At 32.6% G+C, this 16654-nt stretch carries 14 protein-coding genes; 7 read left to right on the forward strand and 7 right to left on the reverse strand.

Annotated elements, in window-relative coordinates:
• Positions 1-7: 7 nt before the first annotated feature.
• Entirely contained in the window at positions 8-1615 is a 1608-nt protein-coding gene (locus V8G69_RS00760; RefSeq protein WP_394879759.1) for an Ig-like domain-containing domain, read from the forward strand.
• On the opposite strand, the gene V8G69_RS00765 is transcribed toward V8G69_RS00760, so the two are convergent.
• Together V8G69_RS00765 and V8G69_RS00770 are read right to left on the reverse strand one after the other, a co-directional pair.
• Positions 1602-2381, reverse strand: coding sequence for an amidohydrolase (locus V8G69_RS00765; protein ID WP_394879761.1), 780 nt, complete (start codon positions 2379-2381; stop codon positions 1602-1604). The two genes, V8G69_RS00760 and V8G69_RS00765, sit on opposite strands and share 14 nt — an antisense overlap.
• A gap of 2 nt (positions 2382-2383) precedes the next feature.
• Positions 2384-3526: a methionine aminotransferase gene (locus V8G69_RS00770; protein WP_394879763.1), complete on the reverse strand. Its 1143-nt coding sequence runs from the start codon at positions 3524-3526 to the stop codon at positions 2384-2386.
• A gap of 78 nt (positions 3527-3604) precedes the next feature.
• Here V8G69_RS00770 and V8G69_RS00775 point away from each other — a divergent pair, with 78 nt between their 5' ends.
• A complete protein-coding gene (locus V8G69_RS00775) occupies positions 3605-5692 on the forward strand; it encodes a S46 family peptidase (RefSeq protein ID WP_394879764.1) in 2088 nt (695 codons plus the stop codon).
• 3 nt (positions 5693-5695) lie between these two features.
• On the opposite strand, the gene V8G69_RS00780 is transcribed toward V8G69_RS00775, so the two are convergent.
• The 4 genes from V8G69_RS00780 to V8G69_RS00795 all read right to left on the reverse strand — a co-directional run bounded on the left by V8G69_RS00780 (position 5696) and on the right by V8G69_RS00795 (position 11830).
• The gene (locus V8G69_RS00780) at positions 5696-7465 is read right to left on the reverse strand and encodes a DNA mismatch repair protein MutS (protein WP_394879765.1); all 1770 of its coding nucleotides are present in this window, start codon (positions 7463-7465) and stop codon (positions 5696-5698) included.
• Between the two features lie 72 nt (positions 7466-7537).
• Positions 7538-8233: a zinc metallopeptidase gene (locus V8G69_RS00785; RefSeq protein WP_394879767.1), complete on the reverse strand. Its 696-nt coding sequence runs from the start codon at positions 8231-8233 to the stop codon at positions 7538-7540.
• 167 nt (positions 8234-8400) lie between these two features.
• Positions 8401-8709 (reverse strand): DUF6370 family protein, encoded by a 309-nt coding sequence (locus V8G69_RS00790; protein ID WP_394879768.1) that lies wholly within the window; start codon positions 8707-8709, stop codon positions 8401-8403.
• A 118-nt stretch (positions 8710-8827) separates the two neighbouring features.
• Entirely contained in the window at positions 8828-11830 is a 3003-nt protein-coding gene (locus V8G69_RS00795) for a leucine--tRNA ligase (protein ID WP_394879769.1), read from the reverse strand.
• A gap of 151 nt (positions 11831-11981) precedes the next feature.
• Here V8G69_RS00795 and V8G69_RS00800 point away from each other — a divergent pair, with 151 nt between their 5' ends.
• Positions 11982-12896, forward strand: coding sequence for a DMT family transporter (locus V8G69_RS00800; protein ID WP_394879770.1), 915 nt, complete (start codon positions 11982-11984; stop codon positions 12894-12896).
• On the opposite strand, the gene V8G69_RS00805 is transcribed toward V8G69_RS00800, so the two are convergent.
• The gene (locus V8G69_RS00805) at positions 12893-13813 is read right to left on the reverse strand and encodes a ketopantoate reductase family protein (protein WP_394879771.1); all 921 of its coding nucleotides are present in this window, start codon (positions 13811-13813) and stop codon (positions 12893-12895) included. The genes V8G69_RS00800 and V8G69_RS00805 overlap by 4 nt on opposite strands.
• A gap of 66 nt (positions 13814-13879) precedes the next feature.
• On the opposite strand from V8G69_RS00805, the gene V8G69_RS00810 reads away from it, so the two are divergent.
• The 4 genes from V8G69_RS00810 (at position 13880) to truB (ending at position 16618) form a co-directional block, all read left to right on the forward strand.
• Positions 13880-14758, forward strand: a complete 879-nt coding sequence (locus tag V8G69_RS00810) for a cell division protein FtsX (RefSeq protein ID WP_394879773.1) — start codon at positions 13880-13882, stop codon at positions 14756-14758.
• A gap of 99 nt (positions 14759-14857) precedes the next feature.
• Positions 14858-15118 carry a DUF3098 domain-containing protein gene (locus V8G69_RS00815; RefSeq protein WP_394879774.1) on the forward strand — a complete coding sequence of 87 codons (261 nt, stop codon included), beginning with the start codon at positions 14858-14860 and terminating at the stop codon, positions 15116-15118.
• Positions 15111-15923, forward strand: coding sequence for an undecaprenyl-diphosphate phosphatase (locus V8G69_RS00820; protein ID WP_394879775.1), 813 nt, complete (start codon positions 15111-15113; stop codon positions 15921-15923). Before V8G69_RS00815 ends, V8G69_RS00820 begins: the two co-directional genes overlap by 8 nt.
• Entirely contained in the window at positions 15923-16618 is a 696-nt protein-coding gene (gene truB, locus V8G69_RS00825; RefSeq protein WP_394879777.1) for a tRNA pseudouridine(55) synthase TruB, read from the forward strand. Before V8G69_RS00820 ends, truB begins: the two co-directional genes overlap by 1 nt.
• Positions 16619-16654: the final 36 nt, after the last annotated feature.

Raw genomic sequence — 16654 nt, forward strand, 5'->3', positions numbered from 1 at the left:
TTTTGTAATGAATAAAACGCTTTCAAATTTTATTTTTATAGTCTTTATAGCCCTTATTTTTATTAACTGTGCTAATAGAGGAACTCCTCAAGGTGGTGAAAAAGACATAACTCCTCCTAAAATTTTGAAGTCTGAACCTGAGAACTATTCAATAAATTTTAGCGGAAAAACAATTAAGATATATTTTGACGAGTATATTAAAATTAAAGACGTTCAAAAACAACTTATCATTTCTCCACCAATGAAAACGCAACCTGAAATTACGCCTTTAGGTGGTGCCAGTAAGTTTATAACCATTAAAATTTTTGATACGCTTCAACCAAATACCACGTATGCCTTTAATTTTGGAAATAGTATTTCTGATAATAATGAAGGTAATCCGTTCCCATATTACAGATATGTGTTTTCAACCGGCGATTATATTGATTCATTGACAGTGAATGGGCAAATTTTTGATGCCTTAAACAGAAAACCCGATACTTTTGTTTCTGTTGGATTATATGAGGTAGATTCTACCTTTAACGACTCTATCATTTACAAAGAAAACCCAAAATATATAACCAATACATTAGATAGCGTTTCTACATTTTCAATTGAAAATATTAAAGCAGGAACTTACATGCTTTACGCTTTAAAAGATGTGAATACAGATAATAAATTTCAGCAAAAAATTGACAAAATAGCTTTTCACAATCAATTCATAACAATTCCTACAAACACTTTTTATGATTTAAAATTATTTAGAGAAGAACCAGATTTTAAAGCTTTAAGACCTCAATTAATGGCAGGAGAAAAAATTGTGTTTGGCTACGAAGGCGATTACAAAAACATGAAAATTAAATTACTTTCTGATACTCCTGATGATTTTAAATTTAGTATTACTAAAGATATAAAAGCAGATTCGCTTTACTATTGGTACTCTCCAAAACTTGAAGCAGACTCACTTCTTTTTAAAGTTACAAATAATGATTTTGAAAAAGACTATACGGTACAAATACGAAATTTAAAACGTGATTCATTAACAATAAAATCTACACCTATTGGAAGCATTGGTTATGAAGAAGATTTCAAAATTTCTGCGAGTATTCCTTTTCAATCATTTGATGCTTCAAAAATGACCATTATGAGTAAAGATTCAACACTTGTTGACTTTACAACTTCTTTCGACACTATAAATAACAGTTATGCTTTTAATTTTAAAAAAACAGAAGATAACGTTTATAGAGTTCAAGTATTACCTGAAGCATTTTCAGACTTATATGGTAAAACAAATGACACTTTAAAGTATAATTTAAAAACTAAAAAAGAATCTGATTTTGGTTATGCTCGCTTTACTTTAGTAAACGCCAAATATCCAATCATTTTTCAATTAACAAATGATAAAGGAGATGTAAAGTTTGAGCAATATTCTACAAAACCTGAAGCTATAGACTTTTTAAATTTAGCTCCTGCTAAATATTTTATTAGGGTTATATGGGATGCTAATGGCAATAAAAAATTTGACTCAGGTAATTACTTGAAAAAAATACAACCAGAGAAAGTTAGCTTTTTTAAAGAAGTAGAAATTAGAGCTGATTGGGGAACTACTGAAACTCTAGAATTTAAAGAAGACTAAAAGCGTCTTTATCTTCCAAGAATTTGAGTTTGTTTCTATAAAAATTGATGTGGTTTCGTTCTAAAGCAACCACTTCAATCTGTTCTTTATTTGGTTTAATATTACTAATGGCATTTCCTAAAACATCATAAGCAGCAGAATTACCAGAAAATTCATTTTGGTCTTCATCAATTCCAACACGGTTTACGCCAATACAGTAACACATATTCTCAATTGCTCGAGCTTTTAACAAAGTATCCCAAGCTAAAATTCTAGGTTTTGGCCAATTGGCAACATATATTAAAACATCATAATCCTCTGTATTTCTTGCCCAAACCGGAAACCGCAGGTCGTAGCAAACTAAAGGACAAATTTTCCAGCCTTTATAATCAATAATTAGTTTGGTTGAACCAGCAGAATACACTTTGTCCTCACCTGATAAGGCAAATCTGTGTCGCTTATCATAATATTCAATTTCTCCCGAAGGTTCTACAAACAACAACCTATTATAAAACTTATTATTTTCAGAAATAACAAGACTTCCAACAATGGCAGCATTAGTATTATATGCTCTCTTTTTCATCCATTCAATGGTTTTCCCATCCATAGGTTCAGCTACATCATTAACATTCATTGTAAAACCGGTTGAAAACATTTCAGGAAGTACAATCAAATCTATTTCCTGTGACAGACTTTCTATTTTTTCTTTTAAATGCTTTCTGTTTTTTTTTGAATTTTCCCAAACTAAATCAGTTTGAATAAGCGCAATTTTGAGGTGTTCTTGCATGATTAAATAGAGTTTAAAATATAGGCTGCTTTTCTTAAAGTATCTGAGGTTTTTGCAAAACAAAAACGCAATACTTTATGGTCTAAATTGTTTACATTAAATACTGATAAGGGTATGGAAGCAATGCCATGTTTTATTGCTAATCGTTTAGCAAATTCGATATCTGCTTCTTGTGTAATTTCAGAATAATCCAACACTTGAAAATAGGTGCCTTTTGAAGGGATAAACTTAAATCTTGAAGAGCTAATCAAACTTAAAAACAAATCTCTTTTTTCTTGGTAAAACTGCGATAATCCAAGATAATTACTCGATTCTTTAAGATAATTAGCTAAGGCTATTTGCATGGGATGGTTTACACAATACACATTAAATTGATGCACTTTTCTAAACTCTTCCATAAGCTCTTTTGGTGCACAACAATATCCTATTTTCCAACCTGTATTATGAAATGTTTTTCCAAAGGAAGCTACTACAAAACTTCTAGATTTTAAATCAGGAAACAAACAAACACTTTGATGCTTTTCATCATCAAAAGTAATATGCTCGTAAACTTCATCGCTTAAAACCAATATATTCGAGTTTTTTGTTAATCCCTGCAATTTCAGCATGTCGTTTTTAGAAAAAATACGTCCACTAGGATTGTGTGGTGTATTAATAATGATCATCTTGGTTTGAGCATTAATTTTTTGTTTTACAGTATCCCAGTCAATTTCATATTTTGGATATTCGAGTTGAATTGGTATCACCTTTCCTCCATTCAATTCAATAAATGGTTCATAACAATCATACGCTGGTTTAAAAATTATTACTTCATCATTATTTCTAATAAAAGCAGATATAATACAAGAAATAGCTTGGGTTGCACCCGATGTTATGGTTATTTCTGCTTCAGGATGGTACCCTGATTGATAAAGCAAATCATATTTCTCTGCAATACGTTCACGCAATTCTAAAACTCCAGCCATTGGAGCATACTGGTTATATCCAGATTTCATGGCTTGAGTAACCAAATCAATCAGTTTTGGATCGCTTTCAAAATCAGGAAACCCTTGAGATAAATTAATGGCGTTGTACTCTTTAGCCAAAGCGCTCATTACTGAAAATATGGTGGTCTCTAAATTGGGAAGTTTAGAAATAAGTTCCATTTATTTATTAAATATATAGTAAATTTACAACAATAATTAGTCGCATTTTATTTTTGCGCCCATTCAATTTTAAACTTTATGAAATATATTAAAATTCTCCTGTTTTTTATAACAATTAATCTCTCTGCACAACAAGGAGGTATGTGGATTCCCTCTCTTTTAAATGGCATGAATGAGGATGAAATGACCAGCCTTGGAAGCAAATTAACAGCTAAAGATATTTATGATGTTAATAATTCAAGTTTGAAAGATGCCGTTTGTCATTTTAATGGTGGTTGTACAAGTGAAGTGATTTCACCACAAGGTTTAATATTAACAAATCATCATTGTGGGTTTAGTTCGATACAATCTCATTCTTCTCTTGAAAACGATTATTTAAAAAATGGTTTTTGGGCCATGTCTCTTGATGAAGAACTTCCTAATGATGGCTTATACGTAGAGTTTATAGTAAGTATTCATGATGTTACAAAAGAAATATTGGCAAATATTACTGATGATATGACAGAGAAAGACAAACAGTCTGTTATAACCAAAACCAGTAACGGTATCATGAAAAATTGGACAAGAGAACCTTGGCAAGATGTAAAAATTAAATCATTTTACAAAGGCAATCAATACTTCCTGTTTGTTACAGAACGTTTTGAAGATATCCGTTTAGTTGGTGCTCCTCCAACAAGTATTGGTAAATTTGGTAGTGATACAGATAACTGGGTTTTTCCAAGACATACAGGCGATTTTTCGATATTTAGAATTTATGCCGACGCCAATAATCATCCGGCAAAATTCAGCAAATACAATAAACCATATACCCCAAAACACTTTTTACCAATTTCTTTAGATGGTATTGAAGAAGGAGATTTCTCGATGGTATTTGGGTTTCCAGGGACCACCAATGAGTATTTACCTGCTGTTGCAATTGAACACATTACTAAAAATTATAACCCAACGAATATTGCCATTCGCGAAGCAGCTCTAAAAGTGATTGATACAGAAATGAAAAAAAGTGATGCTGTACGAATTAAATATGCCTCTAAACAAGCACGAATTGCCAATGCATGGAAAAAATGGAAAGGAGAAAATTTAGGAATTGAAAAAAGCAATGCTGTTGAAAAAAGACGTGCTTTTGAAGAAACATTCACAAAAGCATTAAAAGAAAAAGGTCTGACTGATAAATATGGATCAATTTTAACAGAATTTGATAGTCTGTATAAAGATTTTGCTCCTATCGACATTAAACGTCGAAATTTCATTGAGGTTTTTATAACCACCAACGAATTGATGCAAATGACATATAGAGCTTATCAGTTTGAGCAAGCTATAACAGCAAACCCTGAAAATTTAGAAAAAGCCAAAGCTGGTATAACAAATACTTTAAAAGGAATCCATAAAGATTTTGATGCTGGTGTAGACAAAGGTGTTTTTATAAACGTGATGCCTTTATACGGAAAACATGCAGACCCTTCTATTTACAACAATACTGCTTTTACCAATTTAGACAATGCTCTAAAGATATTTGAAGGCGACGCCAAGGATATTATCAAAAAATTGAATAAAGATGCTGCTTATCAATACGCAAAACCAATGATTGATGAGTTTAATAATACTACCAATCCAGAATATCAACAAAAAAACGAAACTATTACGGCTTTACAAACCAAATACATGACGGCATTAATGGAAGCCTTACCTAATGCTCGTTATTTTCCAGATGCCAACAGTACGCTAAGGGTTACATATGGTCAAGTACGTGGTTATTCTCCCAGAGATGCTGTGTATTACAATGCCATAAGTTATTTAGACGGTGTTATTGAAAAATATATACCAGGAGATTATGAATTTGATGTTCCGCAAAAATTACGCGATTTATATGCAGCAAAAGATTATGGACAATATGTAGACAAAAATGGAAAAGTTCCTGTTTGCTTTTTAGGAACTAACCATACAACAGGCGGAAATTCTGGAAGTCCTGCTTTAGATGCTTATGGAAACCTAGTTGGTTTAAATTTTGACCGTGTTTGGGAAGGCACCATGAGCGATATGTATTACGATCCTGAAATTTGCAGAAACATTATGGTCGATTTACGTTATGTGCTTTTTATAATTGATAAATATGCAGGAGCAACCAATTTAATTAATGAAATGACATTGGTTCATCCAAAAAAGTAACGCCTAAACAATATCCATTTTTTTAAGAAGGAATGATGCATTCATGTTTTTGCACACTCCTTCTTTTAATTTATAGTCAAAATAAAGTTCATCGTTAATAATTTCAGCATCAAAATAATAGTTTTTAACTTCCTTTAATTCCTGTTCAATTTCACATAGGCTTAAATCGTGGGTTGCAATGATTCCCGTTGCATTTGAAGCTACCAGTTTCTCAACAAATTTTCTTGAGCCAATGGCTTTATCTGTACTATTTGTTCCTTTTAGAATCTCATCTAAAACAATAAAATAAGGTTCTTCTTTAATGGCCTCAACAATGTATTTTAACCGCTTTAATTCTGAAAAGAAATACGAACTTTCATCGGTTAAAGAGTCATTGGTTCGCATACTTGTAATTAACTTAATTGGGCTATATTGACTTGTTTTGGAGCAAACTGGTAACCCAACGTTTGCCATAACAATATGAAGTGAAACGGTTCTTAAAAAAGTGCTTTTTCCAGCCATGTTAGCACCGGTTACAATAAAAAACTGTTCGTTATCAATTAACAAATCACTATCGATACGCTTTGTTTTATTCAATAACGGATGACCTAGTTGTGTTGCTTTAATAACACGCTTGCCTTTTGCTATTTCAGGAAACACAAAATCTGGGTGATTAAAAGCGAAATTTCCAAATGAGTTATAAGCGTCAAAAAATGAGACTACTTCAAACCAATCCTCAACTTTATCAGCATATTTTAAAATCCATTGCTCAACATGGTAACTGTTTTTTAAATCTAAAAGAAATAATCCGTTACCAAAAATTGCTGAAATCAGGTTGTTCCTGTTATCAAGATTATCCAAAGCTTTTGAAAATTCTTTGAAAATCTCAGACGCCTTTCTTGCTTCAGACTTTATTTGATTTTGTTTTTGAAGCAATAATTCTGATGCAAAATTTTCATTCTCAATTTGCTTTAGAAGTGAGGCATATTGTCGAAAAGTATCTTTAACCTTATCTGAATTTGAAGCTAAATTATTTATCTTTTTAAGATACGTTCCCGTAATACCTAACCCTACAAGAAGCCAATAACCAATTAATGATTTATCAATAATATTAAAAATTGCCAGCGCTAATATGACTAAAGAAATCATGCCAAAAGCTATTGGCAAAAAAGTCATTGATTTTGGTAAAAAAGGTTTATGTTCCTTCAGCCATTTTATAATATTTTGAGCCGATGTATCTACAGAAACCAGGCTTGATGTTGCCGAATAATATTGACGCCAATTTGTTTTTTCACTTAATTCTTTTATAGCATCCTGACGTATCTGTATTTCACTAATCTTATTAGCTTTTAATGCATCTGCCAACTTTTGTGCTCCTTCATTTATAGTCGTTCTGTTGATGTATTGAAAAAAGGAACCTCTTCCAAATAAATCGATATCTAAACTGTAAAAATGATTTGCTTCTTGAAATTGCAACCCTTCATTCCTGTGATGAAAATTTCCCGAAATGATATTAATTTCTTCTTCATTAACATTTATAAGGGCTTTATTTAAATCTCTTTCTGTTTTTTTGCTTGTGTATTTTGATAACAAATATGTGAAAATAAAGATTCCAACCAAGCCAATCGAAAAGGCAAATTGCCAATAGTTAAATACCATGTAAATACCAAAAACAGAGGCTAAAAACACCAATACTCTAAGCATACTCAAAACGGTAATCTGCTTGTTTAGCTTAACATCTTCTTTTTGATATATTTTTAAATTTTTTTGATAATTTTCTAAAGGTTGATCCATGGTTTTAGTTTAACTATAAATAAACAAAAAAGCTCTGAATCTATCAGAGCTTTATATATAACTTTTTAAGTTTTAATCTCTTCCTCCAAACACTTGAAGTGCCCAATATAATAGGTTTGCCAAAGCACCAATAGCTGCCACTAAATAGGTTCTTGCTGCCCATTTAAGAGCATCTTCAGAACCCACATATTCATCAGGTGTAACCATATTTTTATTTTTCAACCAAGCCAACGCACGATTACTGGCATCATATTCAACTGGTAATGTAATGAAACTAAAAATGGTTGCAAAACCCATCATAAAAACTCCAACAACGGCAACCCACCAGCCTAAACCAAGTCCAGCTGCACCACCAAGAACCAATCCACCAATGATTAACCATTGAGACATCCCTGAAGTAACACTAACAACAGGCACTAAAGCTGAACGCATTTCTAACCAAGCATAAGCTTTAGCATGCTGTACGGCATGTCCACACTCGTGAGCTGCAACAGCTGCAGAAGATGCATTACGCTGATTATAAACCGATTCACTAAGATTTACTGTTTTGTTTTTTGGGTTATAATGGTCTGTTAACTGTCCTGGTGTAGATATCACCTCAACATCATAAATTCCATGGTCCGACAACATCTTTTCGGCAATTTCCTTACCGCTCATCCCATTGCGCAATTGTACTTTAGAGTACTTCTCAAATTTACGTTTTAAGGTGCTGCTTACTAACCAACTTACTAAGGCTAAGCCACCTATTAATATATAATATCCTATCATTTTATTAATCTTTAATTTTAACTAAATATAGCAAAAATAAAGCCACTTTTTATAGATGAAATTTTGTCAGTTTACTTTGCTTACCATACTTAATTTTGAAAAGCACTAAAGCAAAAACTGATATTACAGTAATGCCATTTGCGAAAATCATGGCAGGACTGTCTTTATCATTTATCCAGCAATGTAACCGAACTTATTTTAAACCTATTATTAATTACTTCGCCTTCTACCTCTGCTTTTCTAATAACTTCACAAAATCCAGTGCCTTCGTCATGAGCATCACCAAAATCATCAATATGTGCACCATCTACAAAATAAGATTTACCATCGATGCGAACAGCTAAATCACAACCTTTTTGAGATTTCATATCGAACTGACATTGACCACAAGATAATTCTACAATTTGCTTTTTTGCTTTACTGTTTGAACATGCCACAAACAGAAAAAAAATCGAAATAAAATATATATATTTCATAGTTTAAAAATTTTATTTATACCGTCATTGCGAAACTTTTGATAAAAAGTTGTGGCAAACTTTTAATTAGACTTTATACTGAACAGATTACCACGTCGCTGCGTTCCTCGTAATGACGTTAACCAACAATATTTACAATTTTTCCAGGAACAATAATGACTTTTTTAGGAGTACGTCCTTGTAATTGTTCTTGGGTTTTTTCGTTTGCCATCACCGCTTCTTCAATTTGCTTTGCATCAAAATCCATTGGTAATTCTAATGTAAAACGCATTTTTCCATTGAAAGAGATTGGGTAGTTTTTACTGCTTTCAACCAAATAACTCGCATCAAATTTTGGAAATGGAGCTGTTGAAATAGACTCCTTATGTCCTAATTGACTCCACAATTCTTCAGCAATATGAGGTGCATAAGGTGATAATAAAATTAATAACGGTTCTAAAATCTTTTTACTAGTACATTTTTGAGCAGTCAATTCATTAACGGCTATCATAAAGGTAGAAACTGATGTATTGAACGAGAAATTCTCGATATCTTCCTGAACTTTTTTAATGGTTTTATGAAGTGTTTTTAAACTGTCCTTACTTGGTTCTGCATCCGAAACATTTAAACCTTCTTCACCAATATACAATTTCCACATTTTTTTTAGGAAAGAATGCACACCGGTGATACCAGCCGTATTCCAAGGTTTGTATTGCTCTAATGGCCCTAAAAACATTTCATACAAACGTAAACTGTCTGCACCATAATCCACACAAATCTGGTCTGGATTGACGACGTTGTATTTGGATTTGGACATTTTTTCGACTTCGCGACCTACTTTATAAACATCGTTATCTCCTTTAATGATTTCCCCTCTTTCTCCAATAAAAATGGCATCTACGTAATCCTCCCCAAACTCATCATCATTCTTCAAACCATATATATCTAATTCATCAGATGCATTAACATATTGAACTTTAACATGAACTGGGGTAAAATGTTTTTCTTCAGTTTTGGAATTCTCTACAAGAAAAGCTTCTCCTCCTGGCATAGGCTCTTTTGGAGTTAGCTTATTCAGTATAATGGAGATCTTTTCAGAATGCTTTAATGGCTTTCCTATCGAAATAATCTTTTCATAAACACTCTTGCTAAAAAATAATGGTTCTTCAAAAGAATTTGAATTCCACCTATAGACAAAAGCGCTCGTCCCTAAAATCATCCCTTGGTTAATCAGTTTTTTTGCATATTCATCAACTGGCACAAAACCTTTATCGAATAAGAATTTTTGCCAAAAACGAGAGTACAATAAATGTCCTGTAGCATGTTCGCTTCCGCCAATGTATAAATCGACATCTTTCCAATAATTAAGAGCTTCTTTACTGGCAAACTCATTTTTGTTATGTGCATCCATATAACGATTAAAATACCACGAACTGCCTGCCCAACCTGGCATGGTGTTAAGCTCTAACGGAAAAACAGTTTCATGATTAATTAAGTCGTTAGAAACGACTTCGTTTTTAGTAGTGTCCCATGCCCAAACCGTAGCGTTTCCTAGTGGTGGCTCGCCCGTTTCGGTTGGTAAATATTTTTCAACTTCTGGCAAACGTATTGGTAAATGTTTTGCATCAATCATTTGTGGCATGCCATCAACATAATACACCGGAAATGGTTCTCCCCAATAACGCTGACGACTAAAAACGGCATCGCGCAAACGGTAATTTGTTTTCCCTTGTCCCTGCCCTAATTTTTCAAGTTCCTGAATAATTTTTTTAGTAGCTTCTTTATAGGTTAATCCGTTTAAGAAATCACTGTTAGCGATGATGGTCTTGTCTTTATCTGCAAAAGCTTCTTCAGAAATATTGGCACCTTCAAAAATATTCGGAATGGGAATATTAAAGTGCTTTGCAAAATCATAATCACGTTGGTCACCACATGGAACAGACATCACTGCACCAGTTCCGTATCCTGCCAATACATAATCTCCAATCCAAACCGGAATAGGTTGTTTGGTAAACGGATGCTCAACATAAGCACCAGTAAATGCACCAGAAATGGTTTTTACATCAGCCATTCTATCGCGTTCACTACGTTTTGCAGTAGCTAAAATATAAGCATCAACTTCTGCTTTTTGCTCAGGAGTTGTTATTTGTGTTACTAATTCGTGTTCTGGAGCCAAGGTCATAAAACTCACTCCAAAAATGGTGTCGGGTCTTGTGGTGAAGACATCAATAACATGAGATTCCTCGTCGCTATGCTCTGTCGGAATGACATTGAAAGAAACAGCTGCACCAACCGATTTTCCAATCCAGTTACGCTGGCTCTCTTTAAGTGAATCTGTCCAGTCTATTTTTTCCAAACCTTGAAGCAAACGTTCTGCATAAGCCGAAATACGCATACTCCATTGTGTCATTTTTTTTCTAATAACCGGATGTCCACCACGTTCTGAAACACCATTTACTATTTCATCGTTTGCCAACACAGTTCCTAAAGCAGGACACCAGTTCACTTCGGTTTCGGCTAAATAAGTTAATCGGTATTGCAGTAAAATTTCTTGTTGTTTTTTTGAAGAAAATTTGTTCCAATCAGCCGCAGAAAAAGGCTCAATATTATCATCGCAAACCGCATTAACATTAGCATTTCCTTCAGAAGCAAAAATAGTTTCTAAAGTTGAAATATTTTCCGCTTTATCAGCATCCTTATTGTACCAGGAATTGAATAACTGAATGAAAATCCACTGCGTCCATTTGTAATAACTTGGATCGGACGTTCTAACTTCGCGAGACCAGTCAAAAGAAAACCCAATTCGGTCTAATTGACGACGATAAGTTTTTATGTTTTCTTCGGTAGTTAATGCCGGATGCTGACCTGTTTGAATGGCATACTGTTCAGCTGGCAAACCAAAACTATCGTACCCTTGCGGATGTAATACATTAAACCCTTTATGGCGTTTGTAGCGTGCATAAATATCGGAAGCAATATATCCTAATGGATGTCCAACATGCAAACCTGCACCACTTGGATAAGGAAACATATCCAAAACATAAAATTTGGGTTTTTCCGAATTGTTTTCAGCTTTAAATGTTTGGTTCTCTGCCCAATATTTTTGCCATTTGGCTTCTATCTCGTTAAAATGATACTTCATTATACAGTCTTCCTCTTTTTGAAAGCGCAAATTTACGTTTTATAAACAAACTGTAAAACCTTTAGTGCCTAATAAATAGTTGCCTTTGTTTTACAAAACAAGAGATAGTATTGTATTATCAATTACTTTTGCACCTTAAAACAAAAAAACATTGAACAAAAACACATATAAAGCGCATTTAGCTTTACTTGGAGCCAACCTAATTTATGGTGTAAATTATATTATAGCCAAAGGGATTATGCCTGATAAAATTGGGCCTTCATCTTTTGTGTTTATACGATTGCTTTTTGCAACACCTCTGTTTTGGATTTTAAATACCTTTGTTGTTAAAGAACGTGTTGCTAAAAGTGACATACCACGATTGGTACTTTGTGGTTTACTTGGAGCAGCTACAAACCAATTGTTGTTTTTTCACGGAATCAATCTAACCTCTCCAATTGACGCGTCAATTATCATGACGGTTGTACCGGTTATTGTACTCGTTTTTAGCTCTTTGTTACTAAAAGAGCACATTACCAAAAACAAATTACTGGGAATAATTATTGGTGGTATTGGTGCCATAACTTTAATTTTATACGGAAGTAAAGTTGCTGGTTCCAGTTCACTACTTGGAAACCTTTTTATTTTTCTTAATGCCACTAGTTATGGTCTTTACCTTGTATTTGTAAAACCTCTTATGAAAAAATACAAGGCTATTACCGTTATTAGCTGGGTATTTTTATTTGGTTTCCTATTTACGTTTCCTTTCGGAATTAACGATTTTATGAATACAGATTTTGCTGCTTTTACATTGAACACTTATTTGGTTGTTGCGTTTGTTGTATTATTTACCACTTTTTTTGCTTACTTATTCAACATTTATTCTCTAAATTATGTATCGCCTTCAGTTACCAGTAGCTATATTTATTTGCAGCCACTAATAAGTTTTATAATGGTAACGATTTATGTTGAAGTTTTTTCACAAAAACAATATATACAAGATATTAATCTTGTTAAAATAGTGAGTTGTTTGCTAGTTGTTTTTGGAGTGTATTTAGTAAGTAAAAAAGCAAAGAGCACTAATTAGCTTCTTGCTTTTTCTTCCTGAGGCATTAAACAATTGTAAATAAAAGTATTTGTTGGGGTTTCAATTCCTAATAATTTTCCTTGTGCTACAATATATCCATTGAAATTTTCCAGTTCGCTTGGTTTGCCTTCCATAACATCGCGTTGCATAGATGCTGTTGTATTATAATCTAAACTATCAATGACTTTTACAGTCTTTTCAACATCTTGTTCAGTTAATCCAATTCCTTTTTCATTGGCAACAGCAACCATTTCATTTGCTGTGTCATAAATTATATTTCTTATCCCTATATGTTCTCTCATCACACCAAAAACTGCTCGCGTTAATGCACCTATTCCACTTATAGTCCCAATAAATAGAAATTTTTTCCAAATGTCTAAATGAATATCGTCTGAAAGCGTGTTTTTAAATTCTGCTTTGTCAAACACTTTTTTTAATTGCTTAACGCGATCTGTTTTTTTGTTATCATATTCACCAAAAACAATCTCGGGCTCAAAAGTAAAATGACTGATAATTCCAGGAGCTTTAACCTTACTAACAATTTTACATAGTCCTGCTAGTACGTTTTCTTTTGGTAAAATTGAAAGTAACTTATCTGCATTATCTGCTCCATTTTGAAGTGGCAACACCATGGTGTCTTTTGTAATAACCCCTTTTAGTTGTTTTGCAACCTCTAAAACTTGCCAAGATTTAACACCTAAAATAATAAGGTCAGGATTTTTTATATCGTTAATAACATCTGTTACTTTTGGGTGTACAGTAAAATCCCCTAAAATACTTTTTACTTGCAACCCATTCTTTTTTATGGCTTCCAAATGTTTCCCACGAGCTATAAAAGTAACCTCAAACCCAGCTTTGGCTAATTTTCCACCAAAATAACCTCCTACTCCACCAGCTCCAATTACAACAATGTTCATATGTTTTAGTTTATATAAATATAGTTTAAATATACTTTATTATTTTTACATCATTAATCCATTTTTATGAGTTTATCATTTGAAAATCACCAAAAACGCCGACTTATTTCATCCTATTTTTCAGTAGTGTTAAGCATTGCTTTGGTTTTATTTTTATTAGGCTTACTAGGTATGCTGGTGCTTAATGCCAAAAAAGTATCGGATTATTTTAAAGAGCAGGTTGTTTTGACCATCTATTTAAAAGATACTGCTAAAGAAGTTGAAACCAAACAGCTTGAAAAAAGTTTGGCAATGGCCGATTATGTAAAATCAACTGAATATGTTTCAAAAGAGCAAGCTGCTGAATTTATGAAAGCTGAAAACGGTGAAGATTTTATGGATTTTGTAGGATATAATCCACTTCAAAACAGCATTGATGTTCATTTAAAAGCTGATTTTGTAACTTCTGATCAATTAGAAAAAATTTCAGAAGAAGCCCTAAGCAAAAACTTCGTTGATGAAGTAACTTATGACAATGACTTGGTTACTTTAATGAATAATAATGTTAAAAAAATAAGTTTTTGGGTTTTGGTAATCAGCGGCATTTTTACTTTAATAGCCGTTTTACTAATTAATAGCTCTATTAGGCTTGCCGTTTATTCCAAACGTTTCACCATTAAAACCATGCAAATGGTTGGGGCAACAAAACAATTCATTAGAAGACCTTTTGTTTGGAAAAGTGTTCGTTTAGGAATTATTGGCGGCGTTTTAGCCTTAGTTGGAATGGCAATAGTACTATATTATATGAATAAAACCTTTCCAGAATTAGAATTGTTAAGCAATCCTGTACTGGTTACTTTATTGTTTGTTTTTGTGTTTACTTTAGGAATCATCATCACTTGGATTAGCACTCATATTGCAACTCAACGCTTTTTAAATTTGAAAACAGACCAGTTGTATTATTAAAATTAATTTTTAAAAACTATAATTTTACATATTATTAACTCAGTTTTTTAAATAAATCTTTTACTTTGCAACCATTATTTTAAAAATTAAGACCTAATTATGGGAGAGAAAAAACGTAAAGAAGCTTCTGGAAGCATATTTGTTTTTGGAATGAAAAATTATAAGTTTATGTTTATAGGCATTGCCTGTATTGCTCTTGGTTTTATTTTAATGTCTGGCGGCGGAAGTGATGATCCCAATGTTTTTAATCCTGAAATATTTAATTTTAGACGCATACGAATTGCGCCAACGCTTGTACTTATTGGTTTTGGAATCCAGATTTATGCTATTTTATTGAACCCTAATAAGAATAATGACTAGTATTGAAGCCATTATTTTAGCTATTATTGAAGGTATTACTGAATATCTTCCAATTTCATCAACCGGCCATATGATAATTGCCTCATCACTTATGAAAATAGCTGGTGATGATTTCACAAAACTTTTCACGATAGTTATTCAACTGGGAGCCATTTTATCGGTTTTAGTATTGTATTGGAAACGCTTTTTTCAAAGTTTGGATTTTTACTTCAAACTACTGGTGGCCTTTATTCCTGCAGTAATTTTAGGTTTATTTTTAAATGATGTTATTGACGAATTGCTTGAAAGCCCACTTGTTGTAGCCATTTCGTTAATTCTTGGAGGAATTATTTTGCTTAAAGTAGATGACTGGTTTAAATCAAATGAAGTGTATGATGAAACTAATCCAGATGCTCACACTAAAATAAGTTATCTCACTGCATTAAAAATAGGTTTCTTTCAATGCATTGCCATGATTCCTGGAACCTCCAGAAGTGGTTCTACAATCGTTGGGGGAATGACTCAAAAATTAAATCGTAAAACAGCTGCAGAATTTTCATTTTTCTTGGCCGTTCCTACCATGTTTGGTGCCACATCAAAAAAATTGTACGATTATTACCAAGCAGGATTTGAACTTAGTAGTGACCAAATTAACTATTTAATTATTGGCAATGTTGTAGCATTTATTGTGGCGCTTTTAGCCATTAAATCTTTTATAGATTATTTAAGTAAAAGAGGATTTAAAATTTTTGGTTATTATCGCATTATTTTAGGTATGGCTCTATTACTTATCCATTTCTTTATTTACCCATTAACAACTATATAATGTTAACGGTAGAAGACTATCTTTCTGGTCAAGTTTTATTAATTGATAAACCATTACATTGGACCTCATTTCAAGTAGTAAACAAACTACGTTATGAAATAAAAAAAACCTTTAATATTAAAAATATTAAGGTTGGTCATGCTGGCACACTAGATCCATTGGCAACAGGTTTATTAGTACTTTGCACAGGTAAAATGACCAAACAAATAGACTCATTCCAAGGTCAGGTTAAAGAATATACTGGCACATTGGTTTTAGGTAGCACAACAGCTTCTTATGATTTAGAAACTGAAATAAACGAAACATTTTCTACAGAACATATCACTGAAGATTTAATACATCAAACCACAAAACAATTCATTGGAGAGATTGATCAAATTCCACCAGTATTTTCAGCTTTAAAGCAAGATGGAAAACGGTTATATCAGTTTGCTAGAGCTGGAGAAGAAGTTGAGATTAAATCAAGAAAAATAACTATTCAGGAATTTGAAATTACAAAAATTGAGGGCCTCGAAGTTGATTTCAGAATTGTTTGCAGTAAAGGCACATACATAAGGTCGTTAGCTCATGATTTTGGAAAAGCACTTAAATCTGGTGCTCACCTATCTGCTTTAAGACGCACTAAAATTGGAGACTTTAATGTTGCAAATGCCATTTCGATTGAAAATTTCATTACAAATTTAACTTCATATTAATTTTTGACTTAAATTTAGTTAAACAATGTAATATGA

The sequence above is a fragment of the Gaetbulibacter sp. M235 genome (assembly GCF_043876835.1).
Classification (GTDB): domain Bacteria; phylum Bacteroidota; class Bacteroidia; order Flavobacteriales; family Flavobacteriaceae; genus Yeosuana.

Excerpts from the sequence above, each read along its gene's own strand:
- V8G69_RS00785 (WP_394879767.1), bottom strand. The coding sequence starts at position 8,233 with ATGATAGGATATTATATATTAATAGGTGGCTTAGCCTTAGTAAGTTGG.
- V8G69_RS00765 (WP_394879761.1), bottom strand. The coding sequence starts at position 2,381 with ATGCAAGAACACCTCAAAATTGCGCTTATTCAAACTGATTTAGTTTGG.
- truB (WP_394879777.1), top strand. The coding sequence starts at position 15,923 with ATGTTAACGGTAGAAGACTATCTTTCTGGTCAAGTTTTATTAATTGAT.
- V8G69_RS00760 (WP_394879759.1), top strand. The coding sequence starts at position 8 with ATGAATAAAACGCTTTCAAATTTTATTTTTATAGTCTTTATAGCCCTT.
- V8G69_RS00795 (WP_394879769.1), bottom strand. The coding sequence starts at position 11,830 with ATGAAGTATCATTTTAACGAGATAGAAGCCAAATGGCAAAAATATTGG.
- V8G69_RS00770 (WP_394879763.1), bottom strand. The coding sequence starts at position 3,526 with ATGGAACTTATTTCTAAACTTCCCAATTTAGAGACCACCATATTTTCA.
- V8G69_RS00790 (WP_394879768.1), bottom strand. The coding sequence starts at position 8,709 with ATGAAATATATATATTTTATTTCGATTTTTTTTCTGTTTGTGGCATGT.
- V8G69_RS00805 (WP_394879771.1), bottom strand. The coding sequence starts at position 13,813 with ATGAACATTGTTGTAATTGGAGCTGGTGGAGTAGGAGGTTATTTTGGT.
- V8G69_RS00810 (WP_394879773.1), top strand. The coding sequence starts at position 13,880 with ATGAGTTTATCATTTGAAAATCACCAAAAACGCCGACTTATTTCATCC.
- V8G69_RS00815 (WP_394879774.1), top strand. The coding sequence starts at position 14,858 with ATGGGAGAGAAAAAACGTAAAGAAGCTTCTGGAAGCATATTTGTTTTT.
- V8G69_RS00820 (WP_394879775.1), top strand. The coding sequence starts at position 15,111 with ATGACTAGTATTGAAGCCATTATTTTAGCTATTATTGAAGGTATTACT.
- V8G69_RS00780 (WP_394879765.1), bottom strand. The coding sequence starts at position 7,465 with ATGGATCAACCTTTAGAAAATTATCAAAAAAATTTAAAAATATATCAA.
- V8G69_RS00775 (WP_394879764.1), top strand. The coding sequence starts at position 3,605 with ATGAAATATATTAAAATTCTCCTGTTTTTTATAACAATTAATCTCTCT.